This is a genomic window from Streptomyces sp. NBC_00090 (assembly GCF_045160815.1).
Taxonomy (GTDB): Bacteria; Actinomycetota; Actinomycetes; order Streptomycetales; family Streptomycetaceae; genus Streptomyces.
Genome location: NZ_CP108224.1, coordinates 590,332 through 614,694, shown reverse-complemented (window position 1 = coordinate 614,694; position 24,363 = coordinate 590,332). Strand labels below are relative to the sequence as shown.

General features: G+C 69.9%; 23 protein-coding genes, 3 pseudogenes and 1 riboswitch. Of the genes and pseudogenes, 9 read left to right on the top strand and 17 right to left on the bottom strand.

The genetic code is table 11. From position 1 onward, the window contains the following. Window positions 1-42 precede the first annotated feature (42 nt). From OG361_RS02785 to dhaK, 9 genes are all read right to left on the bottom strand, one after another. The gene (locus tag OG361_RS02785) at window positions 43-582 is read right to left on the bottom strand and encodes a PadR family transcriptional regulator (protein WP_405851661.1); all 540 of its coding nucleotides are present in this window, start codon (window positions 580-582) and stop codon (window positions 43-45) included. Window positions 583-732: 150 nt separating this feature from the next. After that, window positions 733-2,760 (bottom strand): FAD-dependent oxidoreductase, encoded by a 2,028-nt coding sequence (locus OG361_RS02780; RefSeq protein ID WP_405851660.1) that lies wholly within the window; start codon window positions 2,758-2,760, stop codon window positions 733-735. A gap of 95 nt (window positions 2,761-2,855) precedes the next feature. After that, window positions 2,856-3,830 carry an energy-coupling factor ABC transporter ATP-binding protein gene (locus OG361_RS02775; RefSeq protein WP_405851659.1) on the bottom strand — a complete coding sequence of 325 codons (975 nt, stop codon included), beginning with the start codon at window positions 3,828-3,830 and terminating at the stop codon, window positions 2,856-2,858. Beyond that, window positions 3,827-4,576 carry a cobalt ECF transporter T component CbiQ gene (cbiQ, locus tag OG361_RS02770; protein WP_405851657.1) on the bottom strand — a complete coding sequence of 250 codons (750 nt, stop codon included), beginning with the start codon at window positions 4,574-4,576 and terminating at the stop codon, window positions 3,827-3,829. The genes OG361_RS02775 and cbiQ overlap by 4 nt, the downstream gene beginning before the upstream one ends. 6 nt (window positions 4,577-4,582) lie before the next feature. Then, window positions 4,583-5,110 carry an energy-coupling factor ABC transporter substrate-binding protein gene (locus OG361_RS02765; protein ID WP_405851656.1) on the bottom strand — a complete coding sequence of 176 codons (528 nt, stop codon included), beginning with the start codon at window positions 5,108-5,110 and terminating at the stop codon, window positions 4,583-4,585. Beyond that, window positions 5,107-5,805 (bottom strand): energy-coupling factor ABC transporter permease, encoded by a 699-nt coding sequence (locus OG361_RS02760; protein WP_405851655.1) that lies wholly within the window; start codon window positions 5,803-5,805, stop codon window positions 5,107-5,109. The genes OG361_RS02765 and OG361_RS02760 overlap by 4 nt, the downstream gene beginning before the upstream one ends. Window positions 5,806-5,833: 28 nt before the next feature. Continuing rightward, a riboswitch (cobalamin riboswitch) is annotated at window positions 5,834-6,066 on the bottom strand. Window positions 6,067-6,130: 64 nt separating this feature from the next. Continuing rightward, window positions 6,131-6,541 (bottom strand): PTS-dependent dihydroxyacetone kinase phosphotransferase subunit DhaM, encoded by a 411-nt coding sequence (locus OG361_RS02755; RefSeq protein ID WP_405851654.1) that lies wholly within the window; start codon window positions 6,539-6,541, stop codon window positions 6,131-6,133. Beyond that, on the bottom strand, window positions 6,538-7,158 hold the full coding sequence (gene dhaL, locus OG361_RS02750) for a dihydroxyacetone kinase subunit DhaL (protein WP_405862026.1): 621 nt from the start codon (window positions 7,156-7,158) through the stop codon (window positions 6,538-6,540). Before dhaL ends, OG361_RS02755 begins: the two co-directional genes overlap by 4 nt. A gap of 67 nt (window positions 7,159-7,225) precedes the next feature. Further along, window positions 7,226-8,218: a dihydroxyacetone kinase subunit DhaK gene (gene dhaK / locus OG361_RS02745; protein ID WP_405851653.1), complete on the bottom strand. Its 993-nt coding sequence runs from the start codon at window positions 8,216-8,218 to the stop codon at window positions 7,226-7,228. Between the two features lie 468 nt (window positions 8,219-8,686). Between dhaK and OG361_RS02740 the strand changes: the two genes are divergently transcribed. After that, window positions 8,687-9,082, top strand: a complete 396-nt coding sequence (locus OG361_RS02740) for a hypothetical protein (RefSeq protein ID WP_405851652.1) — start codon at window positions 8,687-8,689, stop codon at window positions 9,080-9,082. Window positions 9,083-9,812: 730 nt separating this feature from the next. Continuing rightward, the gene (locus OG361_RS02735) at window positions 9,813-11,315 is read left to right on the top strand and encodes a right-handed parallel beta-helix repeat-containing protein (protein WP_405851651.1); all 1,503 of its coding nucleotides are present in this window, start codon (window positions 9,813-9,815) and stop codon (window positions 11,313-11,315) included. 128 nt (window positions 11,316-11,443) lie between these two features. Here OG361_RS02735 and OG361_RS02730 read toward each other — a convergent pair whose 3' ends face one another. Together OG361_RS02730 and OG361_RS02725 are read right to left on the bottom strand one after the other, a co-directional pair. Next, the gene (locus tag OG361_RS02730) at window positions 11,444-11,971 is read right to left on the bottom strand and encodes an ATP-binding protein (RefSeq protein ID WP_405851650.1); all 528 of its coding nucleotides are present in this window, start codon (window positions 11,969-11,971) and stop codon (window positions 11,444-11,446) included. A 169-nt stretch (window positions 11,972-12,140) separates the two neighbouring features. Then, window positions 12,141-13,199 carry a substrate-binding domain-containing protein gene (locus OG361_RS02725; RefSeq protein ID WP_405851649.1) on the bottom strand — a complete coding sequence of 353 codons (1,059 nt, stop codon included), beginning with the start codon at window positions 13,197-13,199 and terminating at the stop codon, window positions 12,141-12,143. A 265-nt stretch (window positions 13,200-13,464) separates the two neighbouring features. Here OG361_RS02725 and OG361_RS02720 point away from each other — a divergent pair, with 265 nt between their 5' ends. Beyond that, a complete protein-coding gene (locus tag OG361_RS02720) occupies window positions 13,465-14,553 on the top strand; it encodes a substrate-binding domain-containing protein (protein WP_405851647.1) in 1,089 nt (362 codons plus the stop codon). Between the two features lie 68 nt (window positions 14,554-14,621). On the opposite strand, the gene OG361_RS02715 is transcribed toward OG361_RS02720, so the two are convergent. Together OG361_RS02715 and OG361_RS02710 are read right to left on the bottom strand one after the other, a co-directional pair. After that, window positions 14,622-15,404, bottom strand: a complete 783-nt coding sequence (locus tag OG361_RS02715; RefSeq protein WP_405851646.1) for a sugar phosphate isomerase/epimerase family protein — start codon at window positions 15,402-15,404, stop codon at window positions 14,622-14,624. A gap of 7 nt (window positions 15,405-15,411) precedes the next feature. Continuing rightward, entirely contained in the window at window positions 15,412-17,319 is a 1,908-nt protein-coding gene (locus OG361_RS02710) for a DUF2264 domain-containing protein (RefSeq protein ID WP_405851645.1), read from the bottom strand. A gap of 339 nt (window positions 17,320-17,658) precedes the next feature. Here OG361_RS02710 and OG361_RS02705 point away from each other — a divergent pair, with 339 nt between their 5' ends. The 4 genes from OG361_RS02705 to OG361_RS02690 are packed head-to-tail and all read left to right on the top strand — an operon-like array spanning window position 17,659 to window position 21,870. Then, entirely contained in the window at window positions 17,659-19,002 is a 1,344-nt protein-coding gene (locus OG361_RS02705; protein WP_405851644.1) for an ABC transporter substrate-binding protein, read from the top strand. Continuing rightward, on the top strand, window positions 18,999-19,943 hold the full coding sequence (locus OG361_RS02700; RefSeq protein ID WP_405851643.1) for a carbohydrate ABC transporter permease: 945 nt from the start codon (window positions 18,999-19,001) through the stop codon (window positions 19,941-19,943). The genes OG361_RS02705 and OG361_RS02700 overlap by 4 nt, the downstream gene beginning before the upstream one ends. After that, window positions 19,940-20,791, top strand: coding sequence for a carbohydrate ABC transporter permease (locus OG361_RS02695; RefSeq protein WP_405851642.1), 852 nt, complete (start codon window positions 19,940-19,942; stop codon window positions 20,789-20,791). The genes OG361_RS02700 and OG361_RS02695 overlap by 4 nt, the downstream gene beginning before the upstream one ends. A gap of 38 nt (window positions 20,792-20,829) precedes the next feature. Then, window positions 20,830-21,870: a hydroxyacid dehydrogenase gene (locus OG361_RS02690; protein WP_405862024.1), complete on the top strand. Its 1,041-nt coding sequence runs from the start codon at window positions 20,830-20,832 to the stop codon at window positions 21,868-21,870. A 20-nt stretch (window positions 21,871-21,890) separates the two neighbouring features. On the opposite strand, the gene OG361_RS02685 is transcribed toward OG361_RS02690, so the two are convergent. Together OG361_RS02685 and OG361_RS02680 are read right to left on the bottom strand one after the other, a co-directional pair. After that, complete coding sequence (locus OG361_RS02685) at window positions 21,891-22,319, bottom strand: transposase (protein WP_405851641.1); 429 nt, start codon at window positions 22,317-22,319, stop codon at window positions 21,891-21,893. Window positions 22,320-22,519: 200 nt separating this feature from the next. Further along, a pseudogene (locus tag OG361_RS02680) lies at window positions 22,520-22,588 on the bottom strand (hypothetical protein); the annotation flags it as partial. Window positions 22,589-22,627: 39 nt separating this feature from the next. Between OG361_RS02680 and OG361_RS02675 the strand changes: the two are divergent. After that, a pseudogene (locus OG361_RS02675) lies at window positions 22,628-22,979 on the top strand (IS21 family transposase); the annotation flags it as partial. A gap of 5 nt (window positions 22,980-22,984) precedes the next feature. Continuing rightward, window positions 22,985-23,167, top strand: a pseudogene (locus OG361_RS02670) (ATP-binding protein); the annotation flags it as partial. Window positions 23,168-23,183: 16 nt separating this feature from the next. Here the strand turns inward: OG361_RS02670 and OG361_RS02665 are convergent. After that, entirely contained in the window at window positions 23,184-23,435 is a 252-nt protein-coding gene (locus OG361_RS02665) for a hypothetical protein (RefSeq protein WP_405851640.1), read from the bottom strand. A gap of 265 nt (window positions 23,436-23,700) precedes the next feature. Then, window positions 23,701-24,342, bottom strand: a complete 642-nt coding sequence (locus OG361_RS02660) for a hypothetical protein (RefSeq protein WP_405851639.1) — start codon at window positions 24,340-24,342, stop codon at window positions 23,701-23,703. Window positions 24,343-24,363: the final 21 nt, after the last annotated feature.

Genomic DNA, 24,363 nt, shown 5'->3' with positions numbered 1-24,363 from the left:
GTGGACGGAGTCGTCAGCCGCGCTCGTGCGCCTTCGGGCGGGTCACTCCTCCGGCCCGAGCTCGGCCAGCGCCCCCGTCAGCCACTCCACCCAGAACCGCTCCAGTTCCACCCCGCCCCGCAGGACGAGATGGCGCAGCCGGTCGGGTTCCGTACGCCGCCGCTCCGCCGGGAAGTCCCGTTCCTCGATGGCGAGGTACTCCTCCAACTGCCCGCGGTGCAGGGTGAGGTGGCGATCGAGCTCGGCCCGCAGGCCCTCGGCGCCGACGATCGCGGCCGCCCGCATCCGCAGCAGCAGGGCGGCTCGCATCGGCTTCGGGTCCTCGGACCTGGCGACCCAGCCGCTCAACTCGGCCCGGCCCGCCGGCAGTACCTCGTACTCCTTCTTCTGCCCGCGCGCGGGCACCGGAGCGGGCAGGGCGCGGATGTGCCCCGCCTCCTCCAGCCTGCCCAGCTCACGGTAGATCTGCTGGTGCGTGGCCGACCAGAAGTAGCCGATCGACTTGTCGAAGCGGCGCGTCAGTTCGAGGCCGGAGGACGGCTTTTCGAGCAACGCGGTGAGGATCGCGTGCGGGAGGGACATGCTCGCATCCTAGGAGTGGTCGGCCACGCGGATCACAGGGCGGCGGCGGTCACGGGGCGCCTGTGGTACGTGGCGCCCGTGATCACGGGGCGTCCGTGGTCACGGGGCGTCCGTGGTCACGAGGCGCCCGCGGTCACGGGGTGCCCGTGGTCACAGGGCGGCGGCGAGCCGCGTGCCCTGGTCGATCGCCCGCTTGGCGTCCAGCTCGGCGGCGACGTCCGCGCCGCCGATCAGGTGCGCGGAGCGGCCCGCCGCCACCAGCGCCTCGTACAGGTCCCGACGCGGGTCCTGGCCGGCGCAGAGGACGATCGTGTCGACCGGCAGGAGCTGGGCCTCGCCGTCGATCGTGATGTGCAGCCCCTCGTCGTCGATCCGCTCGTACGACACACCCGCCACCATGGCGACGCCCCGGTGCTTGAGCTCGGTGCGGTGGATCCACCCCGTCGTCTTGCCCAGGCCGGCGCCGACCTTGGTGCTCTTGCGCTGGAGCAGGTGGACCTGGCGCGGCGGCGCGGTCCGCTCGGGGGCGCGCAGTCCGCCCCGGTTCTCGTAGGAGGTGTCCACGCCCCACTGGCGGAAGTACGTCTCGGGGTCCTGGCTCGCGCCCTCCCCGCCGTCCGTGAGGAACTCGGCGACGTCGAAGCCGATGCCGCCGGCGCCGATGATGGCCACCCGCTCGCCGACCGGCGCGCCGTCCCGCAGCACGTCCAGGTAGCTGACCACGCTCGGGTGGTCCACGCCCGCGATCCCCGGGGTGCGCGGGGAGACACCGGTGGCGACGACGACCTCGTCGTAGCCGTCCAGGTCGCCCGCCGTGACCGGGGTGTTCAGGCGCACCTCGACACCGCGCTCGGCGAGCTGTACGCGGAAGTAGCGCAGGGTCTCGTCGAACTCCTCCTTGCCCGGCACGCGCTTGGCGATGTTGAGCTGGCCGCCGATCTCGGCGGCGGCGTCGAAGAGGGTGACGGTGTGGCCGCGTTCGGCCGCCGACACCGCGCAGGAGAGTCCGGCGGGGCCGGCGCCGACGACCGCGACGCGCTTGGCGAGGCGGGTCGGGGCCAGGACGAGCTCGGTCTCGTGGCAGGCGCGCGGATTGACCAGGCAGGAGGTGATCTTCAGGTTGAAGGTGTGGTCCAGGCAGGCCTGGTTGCAGCCGATGCAGGTGTTGATCGTGTCGGCGCGGCCCTCCGAGGCCTTCGCGACGAAGGCGGGGTCGGCGAGGAACGGACGCGCCAGGGAGACCAGGTCGGCGCGGCCGTCCGCGAGGATCTCCTCGGCGACCTCGGGGGTGTTGATGCGGTTGCTGGTGACGAGCGGCACCGACACCGCGCCCATCAGCTTCTTCGTCACCCAGGTGTAGGCGCCGCGCGGCACGGAGGTGGCGATGGTGGGGATGCGCGCCTCGTGCCAGCCGATGCCGGTGTTGATGATGGTGGCGCCGGCCGCCTCGATCTCCTTGGCGAGCTGGACGACCTCCTCCAGGGTGGAGCCGCCGGGGACGAGGTCCAGCATGGAGAGGCGGTAGACGAGGATGAACTCCTCGCCGACCCGCTCGCGGATGCGGCGGACGATCTCCAGCGGGAAACGGACGCGGTTCTCGTACGAGCCGCCCCACCGGTCGTCGCGGTGGTTCGTGGCGGCGGCGATGAACTCGTTGATGAGGTAGCCCTCGGAGCCCATCACCTCGACGCCGTCGTACCCGGCCTCTTTGGCGAGCTCGGCGCAGCGGGCGTAGTCCTCGACGGTCTGCTCGACCTCGGCGTCGGTCAGCTCGTTCGGGACGAAGGGGCTGATGGGAGCCTGCACGGCGCTGGGCGCGACGAGGCCGGGGTGGTACGCGTACCGGCCGAAGTGCAGGATCTGCATCGCGATCCGGCCGCCGGCCTCGTGCACGGCGTCGGTGATCAGCCGGTGCTCGGCGACCTCCTCCGCGGTGGTGAGCTTGGCTCCGCCGTCCCAGGGGCGGCCGGCCTCGTTGGGCGCGATGCCACCGGTGACGATGAGGCCGACGCCGCCGCGGGCGCGCTCCGCGTAGAAGGCGGCCATGCGCTCGAAGCCGTGCTCCGTCTCCTCCAGCCCGACGTGCATCGAGCCCATGATCACCCGGTTGGGCAGGGTCGTGAACCCGAGGTCGAGCGGGCTGAGCAGATGCGGGTACGGGGTCGGGCTGGCGGTCATGGGGCGCCTCCTCGCGCAGGATCGGTCGATCCCAGTTCTAGGGGAGCCCTTCTCGTTATGCAACTAGTTGCAGAAGATTCGGAACGTGATGTCTACTACTCGGTAGCAAGCGAGGGGGAGCCGGCGCCGCCCCCGCCCACCGGCCCGGCACCCGCCGACCCGGCACCCATCGGCCAAGCGCCCGCCGGCCCGGCGCCCACCGGCCCCGCGCCCACCGGGTCGCCCCCGCTCAGCCAGGCGTCCAGCTCCTCCGGCGTGCGCGGCTCGGGCACGCCCGGGGTGAGCAGCCCGTGGGTGCGGAGCAGCCGGGCCACGGACGTGCCCCAGGGCCGTCGCAGCCGTGCCGCGTCGAGCAGCTCGTCGTCGGCGAGGAGCTCGGCGACCGGCCCGGTCCGCAGGCCGGCGGGCGAGAGCACCGCCGCCTCGTCCGCCCAGCGCAGCGCGAGATCCACGTCGTGCGTCGCCATCACCACCGTCGTACCCGACGCGCGGAGCCGCCCGAGGGCGTCGAGGAGCCGCTCCTGCCCGTGCGGGTCGAGTCCGGCCGTCGGCTCGTCCATGATCAGCACCCGGGGCCGCATCGCCACCGCGCCCGCGATCGCGGCCCGCTTGCGCTGCCCGTACGACAGCAGATGCGTCGGCCGGTCCTCCAGGGCCACGATGTCGAGCGCCTCCAGGGCCTCCCGCACCCGGAGCCGTACCTCCTCCTCGGGCAGCCCCAGGTTCATCGGACCGAACGACACGTCCTGCCCGACCGAGGCCGCGAAGAGCTGGTCGTCCGGGTCCTGCACCACGAGCTGCACGGTGGTCCGCAGCCTCGTCAGACCCTTTCGGTCGTACGAGACCTCCGCCCCGTCCAGGAGCAGGGATCCGCTCCCGCACCGCAGCCCCCCGCTGAGCAGCCGCAGCAGCGTCGTCTTGCCGCTGCCGTTCCGTCCGAGGAGCGCGATCGCCCGCCCCTCCGGCACCGAGAAGTCCACGCCCGACAGGACCGCCGGCCCGTCCTCGTAGGCGAAACCCGCCTCGACCAGCTCCACCACGGGAGCCGGCGACGTCGTCGGAGGTGTCACGGCAGGAGCCTTTCCAGTACGAGGGTCAGGGCGACGAGCCCACAGAGCAGCGCGGCGGCCGCCGCGAGGAACCGGCGGGAGACCGCCGCCGAGGGGACCAGGACCCGCAGCGTCCCGTCGTAACCGCGCCCGGCGAGCCCCGACTGGAGCCGCTGCGCCCGGTCGAAGGCACGGACGAACGCGGTCGCGCCGAGCCCGGCGAGCGAACGCCAGGTCGCCGCCCGGGTCGTGTGCCCGAGGCGGGCCGCCTGGGCCTGCCGGATCTTGGACAGCGAGTCGAGCAGCAGGAAGATGATCCGGTACATCACGAGCGCCACGTCCACCACGGGGGCCGGAACCCCCGCACGGACGAGCCGGGGCAGCACGTCGGAGACGGGCGTCGTGAACGCGAAGAGGAGCACGCCCAGCGAGGCCGAAGCGGTCCGCAGCAGCAGCTCACCCGCGTGGACGGGCCCGCCGGGCGCCAGAGCCACGAACCCGCGCGCCCCGCCCACCTCGAAGAGGAGCGGCACCGCTCCGGTGACGCAGAAGCCGAGCGGGACGCGGAACGCCCGCCACAGCTGACGGCCCGCCACCCCGGCCGGGCCGAGCAGCACCACGAGCGTGGCCGCCGCCACGAGCACCGCGCCGGGCCATGGCGGCAGGGAGATCGCGCACAGCGTCAGACCGAAGCCGAGCAGGGCCTTCTCGACGGGATGGCGGCGGCGCCAGCGACTGCTGTGCGCAGCCGCGTCGATCGGCAGCATCGGCGACTACGCGCCCTTGCCGTCGACCGGGGGAGCGTCGGGCGCTTCGGACGCACCGGACACCTCGTGCGCTTCGGTCCGTTCGGGCGCCACGGCTACCGGCACCGCGACGGGCGCCGGCACGGGCACCGGCGTGTCGGCGTCGCCGGTAGTCCCCGCCCCCTCGGCCGTCCCCGTCCCCGTCCCCGCCCCGTCGGCCGCCCGCGCCGCCTTCGCCTCGGCATGGGCCTCGCCCTGCCGGCGTCCGCGCCGCACGCCGAAGTAGTACGCGAGGACACCTGCGCCCAGCGCCGCCTGGAGGGCGAACAGCGCCGACTCGATCTCCCCGGACGGCGGCTCGTACAAGGGGCTGAACCACGGCTCGTACTCCGGCTGGAGCTCCGTGATCGCGGTCTCCGCCTCCGCGTCCGACCCGGTGAAGGGCTCCTCCTTGTGGTCCCCGAGCCCCAGCGCGAGCGGCAGCACCGCGAGCGCGGCGACGACGAGCAGCAGCAGGGCGTTGATCTTCGTGTTCCGGCTGACGGTGAAGCTCATCGCGCGGTCGCCTCCTCGCGTCGCTTCGCGGCGGGCCGGGCCAGGACGCCCAGCCGGGCCAGCTCGCCCTTGCTCGACTGCGTGAGCAGCCGCATCACGAGCACGGTGAGCAGGCCCTCGCTCACCGCCAGCGGAATCTGCGTCACGGCGAAGATGCCGCCGAACTTGGCCAGGGCGCCCATCACGCCGCTGCCCTGGTCGGGGAAGGCCAGCGCGAGCTGGACGCTCGTGACGCAGTAGGTGGACAGATCGGCGACGAACGCGCCGAAGAAGACGGCGACCATCAGCGGCGCACCGAACCGGCGCACCAGCAGGTAGGTCCCGTACCCCGCCCACGGCCCGACGATCGCCATCGAGAAGGCGTTCGCGCCGAGCGTGGTGAGCCCGCCGTGCGCGAGCAACAGGGCCTGGAAGAGCAGGGTGATCGTCCCCAGGACCGCCATGATCGGCGGCCGGAACAGGATCGCGCCCAGCCCCGTACCCGTCGGATGTGAGCAACTGCCCGTCACCGAGGGGAGCTTGAGCGCGGAGAGGACGAAGGTGAAGGCGCCGGAGGCGCCCAGCAGCAGGGTGGACTCGGGGTTGGACCGCACCTCGCGGGTGAGCGCGCGGACCCCGTGGACGACGAACGGAGCTGCCGCGACGCCCCAGGCGGCGGCGTGAGCGGGGGGCAGGTACCCCTCGGCTATATGCATGGTCGGGAGACCCTCTCCAGCACCTCGTGGATGGACAACGCACCCTGGCCGGTCTCCTGGCTGACGGTCATACGTCCCGGCTCCGCCTTCCCACACCGCGGCGGTCTCCCGCGACGGTCCAGTGGCTTCCCCGAGGTGTTTCCCCCGGGTGTGGAGCCGGAACTCCCGATCACAGTGGCGAGGGCCGCACCGGTACCGCACCGGTTTCCCGAACACCAAGGCCCTGCGACACTAGTGCTTTGACCAGGTACATCACAACACGGTCGCCACCCGGTGCGGCCTTTCGGTCACTCCGCGCACTCACTCCGCACCCATGCGCCCCCGCTCACTCCTTGCGATAGGCGTACGCCTCCGAGGCCGCGGCGACCACCGCGTCGAGGTCCCCGCCGGCGCTCGCCGTCACCAGCGCCGCGACCGCGCCCTCGACGAACGGCGCGTCCACCAGGCGGGCGCCATCGGGCAGTTCGTCGCCTTCGGCGAGCATCGCCTTCACAGTCAGCACCGCGCTGCCCAGATCGACGAGGAGCGCCACCCCGGCTCCGCGGTCGACATCCTTCGCCGCCGCGGAGATCAGCTCGGCGCTCGTCCCCAGACCGCCGTCGGGAAGGCCACCCGCCGGGAGGATCGGCGCGGTCCCGCCGCCGCCCGCGAGTCCCTGCGCCAGCGCCGCCACCGAGGCCGCGACCGCCGCGCTGTGCGAGACCAGCACGATGCCGACCGGCGCCGCCGCGCTCACGAGCCCCCCTCCGCCCGGGCCGCCCCTTCGAGCTCCGCGAAGAGCAGCGCCGACGAGGTCGCCCCCGGGTCCTGATGCCCGATCGACCGCTCCCCGAGATAACTGGCCCTGCCCTTGCGGGCCTGGAGGGGTACGGTCGCGAGGGCGCCCTCCTCGGCCGCCGCGCGCGCCGCCCCGAAGGAGCCCCGCAGCGCCTCCACGGCCGGGACGAGCGCGTCCAGCATCGTCTTGTCGCCCACCTGGGCGCCGCCCAGCTGGGACACGGCGGCGACCCCGGCGCCGAACGCCTCGGCCAGCCGCTCCCTGCTGACGTGCTCCTCCTCGCCCAGCGCCTTGCCGGCGCGGCGCAGCAGCGTCCCGTACAACGGTCCCGAAGCCCCGCCCACGGTGGAGATCAACTGCCGCCCGGCGGTGACGAGCACCGCACCCGGCGTGGCGGGCGGCTCCTTCGCCAGGAGCTCCGTCACGGCGGCGAACCCGCGCTTCAGATTGACCCCGTGGTCGGCGTCACCGATCGCCGAGTCCAGCTCGGTGAGCCGGTCGGCCTCCCGGTCGACGGCCGCGGCCGTCGCCTCCAGCCAGCGCACCAGGAACTCCGCGCCGTACGTCTCCGTCAACCCGGTCACCTCTCCACCCCGTTCTCCATCAGGTTCCCCATCCCACGCCGTTCCTTCATCCGCCGTCTTACCGGCCCCAGCGCAGCGCGGGCGTCTGCACGGGCGCGTCCCACAGGCGCAGGAGCTCCTCGTCCACCTCGCACAGGGTCACCGAGCAGCCGGCCATGTCGAGCGAGGTCACGTAGTTGCCGACCAGCGTCCTGGCCACCGGAATCCGGCGCTCGCCGAGCACCCGCTGCACCTCGGCGTTGAAGCCGTACAGCTCCAGGAGCGGGGTCCCGCCCATTCCGTTGACCAGCGCGAGCACCGGCCCGGAGGGGCGCAGGTCCTCGACCACGACGTCGACCGCGTAGTCCGCGATCTCCCGCGAGGTCATCATGGCGCGCCGCTCGCGGCCGGGCTCGCCGTGGATGCCGACGCCCAACTCCAGCTCGCCCTCCGGGAGATCGAAGGTGGGGCTGCCCTTGGCGGGGGTGGTGCACGCGCTCAGCGCCACCCCGAAGGACCGGGACCGCTCGTCGACCGCGCGGGCGATCGCCTCCACCCGCTCCAGCGGGGCGCCCTCCTCGGCGGCGGCCCCCGCGATCTTCTCCACGAACAGGGTGCCGCCGGTCCCGCGCCGCCCCGCCGTGTAGAGACTGTCCGTCACCGCCACGTCGTCGTCGACGAGGACCTTCGCGACCCGGATGCCCTCGTCCTCGGCCAGCTCGGCGGCCATCTCGAAGTTGAGCACGTCACCGGTGTAGTTCTTGACGACGAACAGGACCCCGGCGCCACTGTCGACGGCGGCAGCGGCCCGCACCATCTGATCGGGCACGGGCGAGGTGAAGACCTCCCCGGGACAGGCCGCCGCGAGCATCCCGGGCCCGACGAACCCCCCGTGCAGGGGCTCGTGCCCGGACCCGCCCCCGGACACGAGGGCCACCTTCCCGGCCACGGGCGCGTCCCGCCGCACCACGATCCGCCGCTCCACGTCCACGGTCAGCTCGGGATGAGCGGCTGCCATGCCACGCAGCGCGTCGGCCACGACGGTCTCGGGGACATTGATCAGCATCCTCACGGATACCTCCTAGCGATTAGCAGGCAAGTGGCTGAGCAGGGTTTTTGCAGGTCAGAGCATGTGACGCGATGTGTCGATCTCGGCGGTCCGTGGCGGCGAAGGGCGGTTTCGTGCGGTACTGATGCTGACCCAATGCCGACTTCCCTGATGGCGTGTCAGATCGAGATCGCGTGGATGAGCTTTGCGAATGCGCAGCATGGCGCAATTATCGACGCGAGGTCGCGAGCGCGCACCGGTGCGTCATCAGCCGGATCGGGGTGATTCAGGCTGAGAAGCTGATGCTCGCGGTCTTGAGTCGCGTCCTCGAGTCGCGTCCTCGCCATCCGAGGGATCAGGTTTCGCCGCTACGGCGTACAGGGGCAGGTTCAGCACGGCATCGACCTTGCCGGCCGGGATGTGGACGGCCGATTCGTCGTCGTCCAATGCAAGGACTACCAGGAGTTCACTGCGGGGGACCTGCGGAAGGTCGTGGAGACGTTCACGGGCGGAAGGCGACCGTTCGGGGCCGGCCATCTGATCATCGCCACTTCCGCCTCCACTGAGCGTATTCAGCTGGCTGACGAACTGGCTGCTCTCCAAGGGGAGCACGAGGACCTCGAGCTGGACCTGTGGGGTGCTGAACAGATCAACGACTTTCTCCGCTACCAGGCGGACATCGTTGCCCGGTTCTGGACTCGTGAGACGGCGGAAGTGTTCTGTACCGGGGCGCCCCTTCCGGGTGTACCCGCTCCTCCTCTCGACCGTCAGGAGCAGGCGGATCGCATCCTCGTCGGACCTCTCAAGACGAGTGATGTGAAGCCGATCCTGCGCGAAGCGGAAGCCGAGCGAGTGGTGGCGCCGGATCGCTCCGCCAGGAAGATGTGATGCGCCTCTTCGGGTGTGGTCGGCGGCTCGACCTGGTGGTTGTCGTGAACCAGATCCGGATATCAGCAGCTCGACTCGCAGCCGAGGAAGCCGTAGAACCGCTCGAACCCGCGCGCCCCAACGGCCGGCGCCCCTTGTACGCCGCCATGCTGGTCCCCTCACCCGGGGTGAGGTGCGGTAGTTCGACCTTGCCGACCGGAGCATTCCTCGGCCCAGACCACTTCTTCACTGTGTCATCCAGGCACGGGCCAAGCTGCAGATTGCCTTCGGCGACTGCTCCCGCGACGCGACTGGCGCTAACCTCATCCCCTCGTCCAACCTGGCTGCTCCACCACCACCGCAGGCGCGCCGTCTGGACGACGCATGAGACGACGAGCCCCCTGATCGGGTTCCAGCCGACCCCGCCGACGATGCCCGGAGTACCCCGACACCGCAACCACGGCTACGTGCGGGTTTCACCAATCTGCTCACCGTTTCGAAGGTGCTGAACGGCAGAGTGATCGGCTCTGCTCCAGTGCAGACACCGTGCGGTGGAGTCCAGGAAGTCAGAGGTGCTCGACAACGTGAGTAGATGAGCCTCTGCAATCAAGGAACCGCACATCCGAGACGCAGTGATCATTAGATCAATGATTGAGCATATGTGATCGATCGATAAACATCTCTTGACTTGATCACATCTCTGCGCCTACTTTCTGGCCACTCCCCGCCCCCAGAGAGGTGTGTACGAATCATGAGAACCACTACGAAGCGACGGCAGGCCCTCGGCGGAGGGCTTCTGGCCATCTCCCTTGCCCTCGTCGGTACGGCGGTGCTGCCAGGGCAGGTGGCCATGGCCGCAGGCACGACCACGTACGTCGACTGTTCCCGCTCGGCATCGGGTGACGGCAGTCAGGCGTCCCCCTACAACAGCCTGTCCCAGGTGAACGCCGAGACGTACGCCCCGGGCGACACGCTCGCCTTCGCCTCCGGCACGACCTGTACGGGGACCCTCGCGCCCCAAGGCAGCGGGACCGAGGCCGCTCCCATCACCATCACGCAGTACGGTACCGGCGCGCTGCCGGTGATCAACGGTGACGGCGCGGCAAGTGCTGTCACCCTGACCAATCAGGACCATTGGAAGGTCAGCAACCTGAAGCTGACCAACCCGGCGTCCTCTCTCGCTCGCCGCACCGGTCTGCGTATCTCCGCGACGGACAACCAGTCGCACACCGGCTTCGACATCGGCAATCTGGTCATCGACCGGGTCGCGGGGCAGACGAAGAAGTCAGGGACGACGACCGAGGACTTCGTGCAGTCTGCCGGCATCGTCACCGGTGCGACCGGCACCGGCTCGAAGCTCAGCGACGTCTACATCCACCACAACACGGTGACCAACACCGGCGGAGGCGGTCTCAAGATCCGCGTCGGCTCCATGACGAACCAGGGGACCGACGTCCGCATCGAGAACAACACCATCAGGGACGTCGGCGGCGACGGCATCATCGCCAGCTTCGCGAACGCGCCGATGATCCAGTACAACGTCGCCTCGGGAGTCGGCAACGGGGTGTACCCGTTCTCAGGCGGCAATTTCGCCGGGATCTGGGTTCTGGGCAGTCACAACCCGACCATGCAGAAGAACGCCGTGTACGGCATCACCAGGATGTCCGTCGCCGACAGTCAGGCCTTCGACTGCGACTGGGGCAACACGGGCACCTGCCTCATCCAGTACAACTTCAGCCGCGACAACATCGGCGGGTTCTTCCTCGACTGCGACGGTTGCGGCACCGTCGGCGGCGCCAAGCAGGTCATCCGCTACAACATCTCCGAGAACGACTGCCGCATGAGCAGCGTCAGCGCCGGCCTCTCCGCGCTGCACATGTACAACAACGTCATCTACTGCACGGATAAGAAGTTCAACATCACCCTGCCGGAGGAAAGCCTCGTCGAGAACAACATCTGGGTGGGCACGAGCGACTCGAGCCTGCCCACGGTCGGCGTCACCTGGCTGTGGAACGTCTTCCAGGGCGTGCCCAAGCCGACCGCGAACGGCATCGCCGGTGACCCGATGTTCATGAACCCGGGAAGCGGCGGCGACACGATCTACTCCGTCGACGGCTACAAGCTGAAGTCGACCTCGCCCGGTCTCAACAACGGCACCGTGATCCCCGGAAACGGAGGCCGGGACTACTGGGGCAACCCCGTCTCCTCGACCGCCAAGCCCCACCGAGGTGCCTACAACGGCCCCGGACTGTAGGCAACACCTGACGATGCCGGCCGGGGCCCGCTGGGCCCCGGCCGGCATCGTCCGTCGGCGTGTACCGCCCTCCGGCCACGCAGGCCCGGCGCCGACGCGCGAGCTCCCGAAGGACGACCTTCAGTGGATCACGGCAGTTCGCTCGTACGTCCGACCTGGACCTCGAGACGCTGTTCGGCGGTCCGTCGCCCCGGGACGGCTGCCGTCGGCATGTCGATCTCGGCGACCACCTCACTGCCGGTCCCGGTACGGACGACCTGGAGCCGGGCGACCATGGCGTCGACGAGGAGCAGGCCCCGCCCGTAGCAGTCGTCGTCCTCGCGCGCGGTGGAGGGGGAGCCGTCACCCCACCGGCCTCCGTCCCTGACCTTGACGATCAGCACACCGGCCTCGGTCCTCAGGAGCAGGGCGATGTACGGACTTGCGCTGTGCAGGACCACGTTGCCGGCCAGCTCGCTGACGACGAGCTGCAGCGTCTCCTCCACGTCCTCTGGCAGTAGCCAGCGCCTTGCCTCCTGGCGCACGAGACGCCTGAGGTGCGAAACCGATGCCGGCAGTGAGGGGACGACGGCGACACTGACGCGGCCCGGCCGGTGGTGGATCTCCTCCGAGGTTTCCGCAGGAGTCAGTGCCACTGAGAACTGGGGAGAGCTCATGATGACTCCTTCAGGAGCCGGAGGACCGCGCACGAGGGATCAGGGAACCGGAGGCCGGTATGTCACCGAAGGCGCGTTGTGACCCCACCGTAAGCAGGTCATTTGATCGAAATCAACTATTTGGATCGAATGACCTATGTTCTGGAGATTGATACAGGTTTACCGCTTCTCAGCCTGCTGCGTCACCGCAGGACTCGCGGACCGTCAGTTCGGGCAGCAGCTGCACGTGCTGGATGGGGACGGGGGTGGTGACGCTGCTCGACATGCGCCGGAGGAGCAGCGCGACCGCTTCGGCCCCCACGGCCTTCTTCGGCGGGGCGACCGCGGTCAGCGGCGGGGCTCCCAGGGCGGCGAACACGTCGTCGTAACTGATGACCGCCAGGTCCTCGGGCACCCGCAGTCCTCGTGCGCGCAGGAGAGGGAGCAGTTGGATGGCGTCCTGGTCGTTGTGGATAAGGGCTGCCCGCGCGCCGCCCTCGCATGCCTCGGCGAGCCGATCCGCGACCTTGTTCGCGTCCGTCTGGGGGGAGATGCTGTCGATGACGGGCTCAGCCGGCAGGTCCAGCAGTTCGCAGCCGTCGGCGTAGCCCAGGCGGACCTGGTGGGCGGTCCAGGTGTCTCGGCGGGCGACGAGGGCGACGCGCTCGCGCCCGAGGGCGGCCAGATGGCGCAGAGCCGCGAGTACACCGTGGCGGTGATCGGAGGAGACCGAGTCGAGTTCCGCGGCCGGACTGCCCAGGGCAGGGCGGCGCTCGACCAGGACGGCGGGTACCGGGAGCTCCTTGACCCAGTCCTGGTCGCCCGGGCGGTCGGCGGGGAGCCAGTTGGGGGCGAGGAGGAGCCCTTCGACGCCGGACTTGAGCAGTTGCTCGACCTGGGCCTGGTCGATGCTGGCCTTGTAGGAGGAGATGCCGAGGACGAGGTGTGTGCCCGCACGGCCGGCCGCGTCCCGTGCGCCCGCGATGACCTCGTCGAAGTACTGTCCGACCGACGGTACGAGCAAGCCCAGGGCTGGTCCGTCCGCGGCCTGCTCGTCTTGCCGGGTTGCCACGGACACCGAACCGTGGGATCTGCGGACCATGCCGGAGTCGGCGAGGGCTGCGACGTCGCGTCGGACGGTGACGGCGGGAAGGGCGAGCCGCTCCGCGAGCTCGACCACGCGGACCGAGCCGAGCTTCTGCACTTCTGCCAGGATCCGGGCTCGGCGATCGTCGGCCGAGATCGACATGACACTCTCCTGCCCACGCTGTCCGCCCGGAGCAAGGGCTCCGGCCCCGGTTGGTCAGAAATCTACCATTCGATCTGGATCCGATCTATCGACCGCTGAGCCCTCGGTGGTGCGGCACCATAGGCCCGTCCGAGCCTTACTGCTGGTCCGCGCGTGGCGGAAAGCCGACGGCGGAAAACGCAAACCCCCAAATCAGTTGATCGCACTTCGATCGAATGATACTTTTCGATCGCTTGCTAGGTGAATAGCCGCGCGGGGCTGACTGATGGAGGACAGGGTGGGTATTTCGGGGGAAGAGCGCCGCAGGCTCATCGTGACGGCCATCGGTGAACTCGGCGGCCAGGTTCGCCTGACCGACCTCGCCGTCAGGCTTGGTATCCCAGCGGTCACGGTCCGTCGGGATGCCACGGTGCTGGCCGACGCGGGGCGGCTCACTCGCTCGCACGGTTTTGTCTCGCTGGAGCGCCCGGGTTCTGATCGCTTACCGGGTCCGGGCGGTACGGCGACCGGTCGAACGGTCGGACTGCTGGTGCCTTCTGTGGGCTCCTACTTCGACGAGGTCATCGCGGGCGTTCGTTCGGCCGCCACCGCCGCGGGGGTACGGCTGGTGCTCGGCATCGCGCCGTACGGGACGGGCGACGACCGGGTGCAGGTCGACCGGCTCCTCGAGGCGGGCGCCGAGGGCGTCCTCCTCGCTCCTGGTCTGCTGCCGGGCACGACGGCGGACGATTGCGCGTGGCTCGACGCACTGCTGGTGCCCGCCGTCCTGGTGGAGCGTCGCTCCCCCACTCCGGACGGTCCCGGCTCGCAGCTGGACGCGGTCGGCTCGGATCATCGCGACGGCGTGCTGCGCGCCCTGCGGCACTTTGCCGGGCTCGGCCACCGCAGCGTGGTGCTGGCCGCCCGCAGCGACTCGTGGACGGCCGAAGAGGTACGTGCCGGGTACGTGGAGGGCATGCGGCTGCTGGGCATGGAATCCCTGCCCGTGCTCGACACATTCGGCGACGAAGGGGTGCCGTCCAGCCCCGGACGGCTGGCCCGGCAGATCGCTGACGCAGCCGCGGCGGGCACTCGGGCGGTGCTCGTCCACAATGACCAGGACGCCATACAGCTGCCGCCTCTGCTGCGTTCTCTCGGCCTCGCGGTTCCCCGTGACGTGGCCCTGATCGCCTATGACGATGTGTTCGCCGCGTTGGCCGCCCCGCCGCTGACGGCCGTCGCACCGCCCAAGCGGGCCGTGGGCGAGGCCGCGTTCGAGCTGCTGCTGCGACGTCTCACCTCAGGCGCCGAGCTGCCGGTCCACCGCACCTCCCTGCTGCCCACGCTGCGGGTGCGCACCTCCTGCGGTGGCTGACCCGGCGCCTGTGCGCTGCCCGCCCGTTCATGGCGTGATTGGGCGGGCAGTCGTGCCAAGGGCCTGCGTCATTCGGAGCGGAGGCCTGTGAGGTACTCGGCGCCTGCGCGAAGCTGCGGTGCCAGTGGGGCGGCCCGGGGGTGCCAGGGTGCCTCGTACTCCCATGCGACCCAGCTCCTGCGGGGCAGGAGCCGTAGGCATTCGGCGATCGGCAGGACGCCGTCGCCGAGGATGATCGGGGTGAGGTCGCCGGCGGAAGCGATGTCCTTGACCTGCGCGTAACCCAGATGGGGAGCGAGTACGCGGCCTGCTTCGGTGGGGGTCTCGTCCGCCAGCCAGGTGTGCAGGAGGTCCCAGACGGCCCCGATCGCAGGGTGGCCGACCTGGTCGAGCAGGCCGGCGAGGACGGTGGCGGACCGGTGTGAGTCGTGCGTCTCGACGAGTATGCGGACGCCGAGCAGTGCCGCCTGGCCGGCGACCTCTCGCAGTCGGCGGACGGCCCTGGCGTCGGCCGTGCCGAGGGCGCCGGGGCCGCCGTGCGGGAAGACCCGCAGATAGCGGCAGCCGAGGTCGGCGGCGAGCCGGAGATGGGCGAGCAGGTCGTCGACGACGGGCCCGTCGGGCCCCGGTGCCGCGACGCCGATGTACGAGGCGAGGGTGAGCGGCACGACGCCGGCACGGGCGAAGGTCCGGGCGGCGTGCTGACGCTGGCCGGGATCGAGCTGGAGGCGGATGGGCTGGTCGGAGGAGCAGCGGAGTTCCAGTCCGTTCCAGCCGTGGTCGGCGGCGAGGCCGACCACCTGGTCGAGGGGAGTGCCGGGGAGGCCGAGGGTGGAGAGGGCGAGGGGCATACGGATCTCAGTTCAGAGGGGTGACGGAGACGGTGCCGGTATCGATGCGGATCTCCCAGATGGAGCCGTCGGTCCAGCGCACGCCCAGGTGGCAGGGGGCGCCGGGCCGGGCGGTGAGACCCAGATCGGTGAGCGGGGACGGGCTGGTCGCGGCGGTGAGCCTGGCGGCGCAGGCCAGCAGGGCGGTGCCCTCGGGGAGTGCACCGGTGAGAACGGGCAGGGCCGCTTCGATGCCGTAGGCGGTGCCGCCGGGGACGGGCACGGTCCCGGCGGTGGTGAAGCCGTGCAGGCCGATGAGTTCGCTGGTGAGGCGTCCGTCGGCGCGTGCGACGGCGCCGGGGCCCGCCTCTACGGTCGTGCCGGCGACGGCCCACCCGCCGTGGCGGACTTCGGTGCCCGGCTCGGCGCCGGTGACCAGGTGGAGACGAACCTCGTCGGGGCCGTGAGCGACGGTGAGCGAGGTGACCGTGACACCGGGCAGCTCGTGGCCGGCGGCGTGGGGTCGCCAGGTGGACGCGGCCCAGCCGGGTCCGGCTCCGAGCGGGTGGATCCTGCCGCGTTCGGTGGGCTCGCCGCCGACGAGCAGCGCGAGGTGGTTGTCGGCGGTGCCCTCGTGGGTGGGGCCGGTGGCGGTGGAGTGGGCCAGGCGCGCGTAGTGCGGATTGTCGGGCTGCACATGGTCGGCTGGCTGGTCGTCGCTGCCGTGGTTGTGGAGGCGAACTAGTCCGTCAGCGGCGGTCGACTGCACCAGCCAGCCCGGCTGAGGCAGGGCGAGCACGGTGTCGCCGGTCTCTACGGGGGCGAGCTCCTCCCGGTCAGTCCATACCGGGTCCTCGGGGGACAGCAGCAGGCCGAGGAAGCCGCTGCCCGCCCAGTAGGGGGAGGCGGGGCCGGAGTAGGGCTGGATGAGCCGGGGTTCGGGGCCGTGCCAGCCGAGGGTGAGCAAGCCGTTCTCGTCGACGGCGCCGCGGTCCAGGAAATAGCGCAGCGCTCCGGAGGCGAGGCGGCGGGTGGCGCCGGGCGGCAGCGGAGTGTGGCCCGTGAGCGCACCGGCCCACAGGGATGAGGTGGCGGCGAAGCGGTAGGTGAGGGAGCGGCCCTGGTGTATGGGGGCGCCGTCGGCTCCGAAAGTGTGTGCGTAGCCGGCGATATGACTCGCGAGTCGGCTTCCGTACTGGGCGAGGACCGCCTTGTCCCCGGCGAGGTGGGCGTGCAGGACCGGGTAGAGGTGCAGGGCCCAGCCGTTGTAGTGGTCAAAGGCGCGAGGGCGGCCGTCGGTGTACCAGCCATGACCGAGGTACCACTGGTCGATCTTCTCCAGGCCCTGACGGACGGCGGCTCGGGCGTCCTTCTCCTCGATGCCCGCCTCGGCGAGGAATCCGCCGACGGAGAGCGGAAAGAGCCACCAGTTGTTGTCGTTGGGGGCGTGGTGCAGGGCGCCCGTAAGCCAGCGGCCGACCCGTTCACGAACACCGCTGTCCAGGCGGTCCCAGAGCCAGGGCCGGGTGAGGCGAAGCGCGAAGGCGATGGAGGCGGCCTCGACCATGGCTTGGCCCCGGTCGGTGATCAGCGGCCAGGACTCGCGGTCGCCGTCGGCCATGTCCCGCTCCGAGGTGGGGGTGCGGGTCCCGGCGTCGAGTCCGTCCGCGTACCGCTCCAGCAGGCCATGGGGGTCGGCGCCGCCCGCTCCGGCGATGCGCAGGGCGGCGGGGAGAAAGGTCCGGGCGTAGCCTTCCAGCCCGTCGGATCGGCGGCCTGACCAGCTCGGCCGGGTGCCGGGCAGATTGATCAGCGCGTGGGCCGGGCTGGCGTAGGGGCGGACGGCGGTGAGCAGGTCGTCGGCCACCGCTTCCCAGTGCGCCCTGGTCCAGCCCGTGCGCGGGCTGAGGTGTCGGTCTTCCGGGGGTAGTGGCATGGGTGCGTCCTTCGTCGGTAGGGCCGGTGGGCGGATGTCCCTGGCGGAATCTAGAAACCGACTGATCATTCGTCAAGGCGATTAGATCAAATGAACTGCTTGATCAGATCGTAATGTCCCGGGAATGTCGCGGCAACTATGGCGACAAGCCCAGTTCAGAGCCACACTTGAGGGGCTGCGGGCGACGATCGATAGTTCGATCATATCGATCATTTGATCCCAACCTATTGACTCTGATCAAGCATCTGCTCAGGATGGCTGCCAGTCGACCTCCGTTCACGTTCCTGAAACAGGGGCCGACCTCTCCGGAACCCGTGACCTCCCTCTAGGAGCCGTGCCATGCGCTCACTCGTGTTCTCCCGTCGCAGAGCTCTCCGCGCCAGCGCCGCCGTCACCGTCGCCGCCCTGTGCGGGACCGCCCTCGCCGCCTGCGGCAGCGGCGGCGGCAGCACCTCCGCCGAAGACGGCAAGCCGGTCACCCTCACGTTCTGGGGCTGGGCCAAGGGCACTCAGGAAGTCGTCACCGCCTTCAACGCGGACCACCCGGACATCCGGATCAAGTTCGAGGAGATCCCCTCCGGCAACGCCGGCGGCTACGCCAAGATCTCCAACGCGATCAAGGCCGGCAACGCGCCGGACGTCTTCAACGTCGAGTACCCGCAGCTGCCCGACTTCGTCAGCCAGGGCGCCGTCCAGGACATCAGTGGGCTCGTCGACGCCGACCTCAAGGCCAAGTACCTGCCTCAGGCGACCGAGCTGACCTCCCTCGACGGCAAGACCTGGGCCCTGCCCCTGGACGTCGCGCCTCAGGCGTTCTACTACCGCAAGGACCTCTTCAAAAAGGCCGGCATCACGGTGCCCAAGACATGGGGCGAGTTCCGCACGGCCGCCCAGAAGCTCAAGACCGCCCAGCCGAAGACCCGGATCGCCACGTTCTTCCCCGACGATCCCACGACCTTCGAGGCGATGGCCTGGCAGGGCGGCGCCCGCTGGTTCACCGCCGAGAACGACGCGTGGAAGGTGAACCTGACCGGTCCCGAGACCGACAAGGTCTCCGCGTACTGGCAGAAGCTGATCGACGACGACCTGGTCCAGGTCCAGCCTTCCTTCAGCCAGCAGTGGACCGCCTCGCTCCAGCAGGGCGAGACCGCCGGCTACCTGGGCGCCTCATGGGGCGCCGGTGTCCTCAAGGCCAACCTCGGCACCACCCGCGACATGAGCGGCAACTGGGCCGTCGCCCCCATGCCCACCTGGGACGGAAAGCCCGCCAGCGGCATGCTCGGCGGCACCACCTTCGCCGTGTCAAAGGACAGCAAGAAGGCCAAGGCCGCTGTCGAGTTCGCCACCTGGGCCACCACCACGCCCGAGGGCATCAAGGCCCGCATCGCCTCCGGCAGCTCCTCCTCGTACCCCGCCGCCACCGCGCTCATCCCGGTCGCCAAGCAGGCGTTCAACACCGACTTCTACGGCGGGCAGGACATCTACAGCGTGTACACGGACGCCGCCAAGTCCATCAGGCCCGGCTGGGCCTGGGGTCCGGCCATGGGCGTCACCAACGGATCGCTCAAGGACTCCTTCGGCAAGGTCGCAGGGAAGACCGGAACCATCGATGACGCCCTCACCACCGCCCAGCGAAACACTCTGGACGAGTTCGAGACCCGCGGTCTGAAGGTCGCCCGGTGACGACCCGACACACCCGCACCGAAACGCCCGGCGCCGTCGCCCTCCGGCGGCGCGGGCGGTACGGGGCACCCGCCGTACTCCTCGCCCCGTTCCTGACCCTGTTCACAGCCTGCACCCTCGTGCCGATCGGCTACGCGATCTACCTCAGCCTGTACACCGAGCAGCGCGGCGGCCTCGGCTTCGGCGGCACCGAGACCGTCTTCACCGGCCTGGGCAACTACACTCGCGCCCTGGAGGACAAGGGATTCCGCGACGGGTTCCTGACCATCGCCCAGTACTGCCTGCTGTACATCCCCGTGATGGTCGGTCTCGCCCTCGTGCTGGCTCTGGTACTGGACTCCGCACTGGCCCGTGCCAAGCGGTTCTTCCAGCTCGCCCTGTTCATCCCGCACGCCGTTCCCGGCATCATCGCCGCGCTGATCTGGATGTACCTGTACACCCCCGGCATCAGCCCGGTCCTCGACGCGCTGGAAGCCCTCGGCACCCAGCCCGACCCGCTCGGCCACCCGCTGCCCGCCGTGGTCAACATGGCCCTGTGGCAGTGGACCGGCTACAACGTGGTCATCTTCTACGCGGCCCTCCAGGCCATCCCGCGCGAGGTACTCGAAGCCGCCGTCGTCGACGGCGCCGGCCCGCTGCGCACCGCGCTCAGCATCAAGGTCCCGCTGATCCGCGCCTCCCTCGCCATGGTCGGCCTGTTCACCGTCATCGGATCACTCCAGCTCTTCACCGAACCCATGATCCTCCACGGGACGGCCCCGGGCGTCACCTCCACCTGGACCCCCAATATGTACGCCTACACCGCCGCCTTCGAGCGCAGCGACTACGGCCTTGCCGCCGCGTCCTCGGTGCTGCTCGCGGTCGCCGCCGCAGTGCTGTCCTTCGTCGTCACCCGGATCTCCCGGTCCCGCTCCGAACGCCGTAAGGAGGCCGCCTCATGAGCAGCCCCCGCCGCCACTGGAGCCTGTCCAAGACCGCCGTCAACGGTGCGCTCGTGCTGGCCACCGCCTACACCCTGCTGCCACTCGGCTGGCTGCTCACCGCCGCGGCCAAGAACACCGCCGACCTGCTCGGCGGGAACGCCCTGACCTTGGAGAACCTCAACCTAGGTAAGAACCTCGGCGACCTGGCCGCCGCCGGCGACGGAATCTACTTCCGTTGGTTCGCCAACTCCCTGCTCTACGCCGGGCTGGGCGCGCTGCTGTGCGCCCTGATCTGCGTCGCCGCCGGGTACGTCTTCCACGTCTACTCCTTCCCCGGTAAGGAGAAGGTGTTCGGCTTGGTCCTGGTCGGTGTCATGGTGCCGACCACCGCGCTCGCCCTGCCGATGTACCTGCTCGCCTCCGAGGTGGGCATCGTCAATACCTACTGGGCCGTACTCCTCCCTTCTCTGGTCAACCCCTTCGGCGTCTACCTCTCCCGTGTCTTTTGTGCCGGCTACGTTCCGGGCGAAGTACTGGAGGCCGCGCGCATGGACGGCGCGGGGGAGCTGCGCATCTTCTGGTCGATCGGTCTGCGCATGGTCATGCCGGGGTTCGTCACCGTGCTGTTGTTCCAGTTCACGGCTATCTGGAACAACTTCTTCCTGCCGTTGGTGATGCTCTCCGACAACAAGCTGTTCCCGGTCAGCCTGGGGCTGTTCACGTGGAACGTCCAGACCAAGGCGTTTCCCGAGTACTACCCGCTGGTCGTCATCGGCGCACTGCTCGCCGTCGTCCCGCTGGTCCTTGCCTTCATCCTTCTCCAGCGGCACTGGAAGGCCGGTCTCACCGCGGGGAGCGTCAAATGAGCCCCAGTTTCTGCGCCGTCACCGAGGAGGAGAACTCCATGCCCGACCCGCTGCCCACCGACGACAGGGCGGTGCGCCGTCCCCGCGTCGTCCTCGCCATGCACCCGGAGCTCGCAGGGCGACTGATCGACGAGCACACCATGGCCCGGCTCACGGCACTGGCCGAGCTCGACCCCGGCCTGGTCCTCGACGACTTCACCACCCCCGAGGCCTTGGCCGCGCTGGCAGACGCGGAAGTCGTCCTCTCCGGCTGGGGCTGTCCGCCGATCGACGAGAGCGTGCTGGCCGCCGCGCCCAAGCTGCGGGCTGTCATCCATGCCGCGGGATCGGTCAAGCACCACATCACCGACGCCTGCTGGGAGCGGGGCATCGAGGTCGCCTCCGCGGCCTGGGCCAACGCCCTGCCGGTCGCCGAGTACACCGTCGTCGCCGTCCTGCTCGCGAACAAGCAGCTCATCCGCATCCGTGAGGACTACCGCGATCGCCGGTCCTCCCACGACTGGCAGGGCGCCTACGCCGACGCGGGCAACTACCGGCGCACCGTGGGCATCATCGGCGCCTCCCGCATCGGCCGTCGTGTTCTGGAACTGCTGCGCCCGCACGACCTCGACCTGGTGCTGCACGACCCGTACGTGCCCCCTGCCGAGGCAGCCCGTCTGGGTGCCCGCGCCGTCGGTCTCGACGAGCTGTGCGCCACCTCCGACGTGGTGAGCGTGCACGCTCCCGAGCTACCGGACACCCGCCACCTGATCAACGACCGTCGGCTCGCCCTGATGCGGGACGGCAGCACTCTGATCAACACCTCCCGCGGCTCCCTCGTCGACCAGGACGCCCTGATCAGCGAACTCACCTCCGGGCGACTCAACGCCGTCATCGACGTCACCGTCCCCGAGGTGCTGCCCGCCGACTCCCCGCTCTACGACCTGCCGAACGTCGTGCTCACGCCGCACGTCGCCGGCTCGCTCGGGCGGGAACTCCACCGGATGGCCGCCGCCGCCGCGGATGAACTCGCCCTGTGGAGCACCGGCCGGCCCTTCGCCCACCCCGTCCTCGCAGACGATGTGCACCGCACTGCCTGAACAACACGCCTCGCCACCCCTCACCATGACCGTGTCCCAGGTGGTGAGGCGGAGGAGCCGTTTGTAGCAGCACAGGGAAGCGGCGAGACCGAGAAGGCCGGGTAGTTGCGGGGGTGGCGCTCGTAGCGGTGGTTGAGTCGGCGGCATCCGGTGAGCCAGGACCTGGTCCGCTCGATCACCCACCTGCGGCGCCCGAGTCGTTCACTGGACTCGATGCCCTGGCGTGCAATGCGGACGCCGATGAGCTTGCTGCGTAGCCATTTCCGCAGTTCAGGTATGTCGTAGGCCTTGTCGGCGTGCAGGCGCTGGGGCTTGAAATGACGGCCGCGTTGGGGGCGTGTCTCGTGTGGTGACCGAGCGCCATGGGCATCAGAGCTTGGCTGTCGTGGGTGTCGGCGGCCGAGGCCGACGAGGAGAGGCAGTCCGTTCGCGTCCGACAGGACGTGCATCTTGGAACCCTCCTTACCCCGGTCCGCAAGGCTCGGCCCTGCGAGGCCGCCCCCCATTTCGCCCTCACGCGGGCCGAGTTGAGGACCGCTCGGGAGGGATCGAGCAGACCGGCGTCGTCGAGGCGGTGCAGGATCTCCTCATGCAGCCGGCCCCACACTCCGGCTTTCGACCAGATCAGGAACCGGCGGCGGGCGGTCGACTTCGATGTCCCGAAGCAGGGCGATAGAGCCCGCCAGGCACAGCCGGACACAAGCGCGTAGATGGTCACGGCGAACAGCCACTCATCAGGCGCGTCCTGCGTCCTTCCACCCTGCGGTACCAGCGAACCAAGCTCTACGTTCGGGAGGTCCGGCCCCGGATCGCCGAGGAACTCGCATCACCCCGAACGAGGTGGCGGGCATGCACCGCTGCTTTGAGGTCATCCCCGGCGCCCATTCCCAAGTGGACTGGGGTGACGCTGTCGTACTCGCGCGACCCGTTCTGCTGCTTCACCACCAGCCAGGACTTGCAGACCTTCTTCGACTGCCACCGCCGCGCGTTCGCACACCCCGGCGGGGTGCCGATGACGATCGTCCACGACCGGACCAAGACCCGTTGTCCGACGCCACGTCACTCCAGGCGAGACGGTCCCGCTGCACCCAGAAGCGGTCGGGTTCGCCAGGCCCGTTTCCGCCAGGGCCTGCGGCTCTCCCGGCTGCCACACCACAAGACGCTCGACGAGGGCAAGGCGAACGCGGCCCTGCTCGGGCCGCCGGGGGTCGGCAAGACGCACATCGCCGTCGCAGTGGCGGTCGCAGCCTGCCGGGCCGGCTACTCGATCTACTTCACCAGCCTCGACGACAACGTGGCCTGACCGGCTGCGATCAAGACACCGGGCCCTCGCCCGGCGGGATGAAGGCATCGGCGCCATCAGCATCCTCGACATGCCCCTGGGCATCGACCGTGATGGCCGTCGCCCGCCCCTGCGACGTGATGAGCCAGGCCAGTACCTCTTCCGTCAGCGGCGTTCCCCCTGGGCCCTCGTTCTTCCAGTGCACCCGCCACCCTCCACCAGGCACCGCGGCCACGACCTGGTCGGCTCGCTCCAAGTGGGAGAAGTCCTCGTAGTCCGTCACCGGACGCAGGGCGCCACGCTTGGGATCGACGACCAGAGCTGTCCCGGTCGCCTGGTCCCAGCCCTATACACGCACCATGCGGCCGATCTCGGTGTCGGTGCCATTGAAGATCGCGGTCCAGCCGGTCCGATTGAAGTAGCGAAGAGACACCGCCCCATCATCTCGAACAATGACGCTCGTGCTTCACAGGTCTCCTTGCTCTGCACGTTGATCCGTACGCGGCTCTGCACATAGGCGGCTCTGGCAAGAATTTCGTAGCCGGAGATCATCTCGATGACACGGTCGGCCGGTCCGCATAGCGGCGGCGGAGGTGGGCGATCAGAACGACGTGGTGGCGGAGGAGAGGGACGCCGGCGCGTCCGGCCATCAGGCGTTTTTGCAGCTTGACGTCGGTGATGCGGCCCTCGTTGACACCGGAGTTGTGAGTGGTGATTCCCTGGGTGACGGCATGCTGGTCTTCACACAGGGCTTTGGCGAGGCCGACGAGAGAGACCAGGCCGCTGTTTGCGAGGACGTTCAGCCAGCCCGGGAGGGGTGTCGCGTCGCGGTTGTCGAGCATGGCGGCAAACCGGCGGACGAGATCGTGAGCCTGGCTGAGTTCAGGGCAGTGGTCAAGGAGTCGGGGCAGGCGGTCGTTGATGTGAAGATTGCGGCGGTGCGGGTGGGTGGTGATCCAGCGGGCGGCCTCGCGAGGGGAGGGCGGTCGCTCGCGTGGTTCGTCCAGGGGCAGGCTCTTTCTGAGGGGTGCGACGGCCATTTTCACGCGTTGGTAGTTGCCGAGGTAGCCCTTGACCTGGAGTTCCTCGTGCAGGATCTTCGCGCTGTGCTGGCCCTCGTCCCAGCGTTGTTGCAGGTAGTCCAGATAGGGATCCAGGCTGGAAGGCTTGCGGGGTGGGCGACGCATCATCTCCTGCCAGGTGTGGGCCCG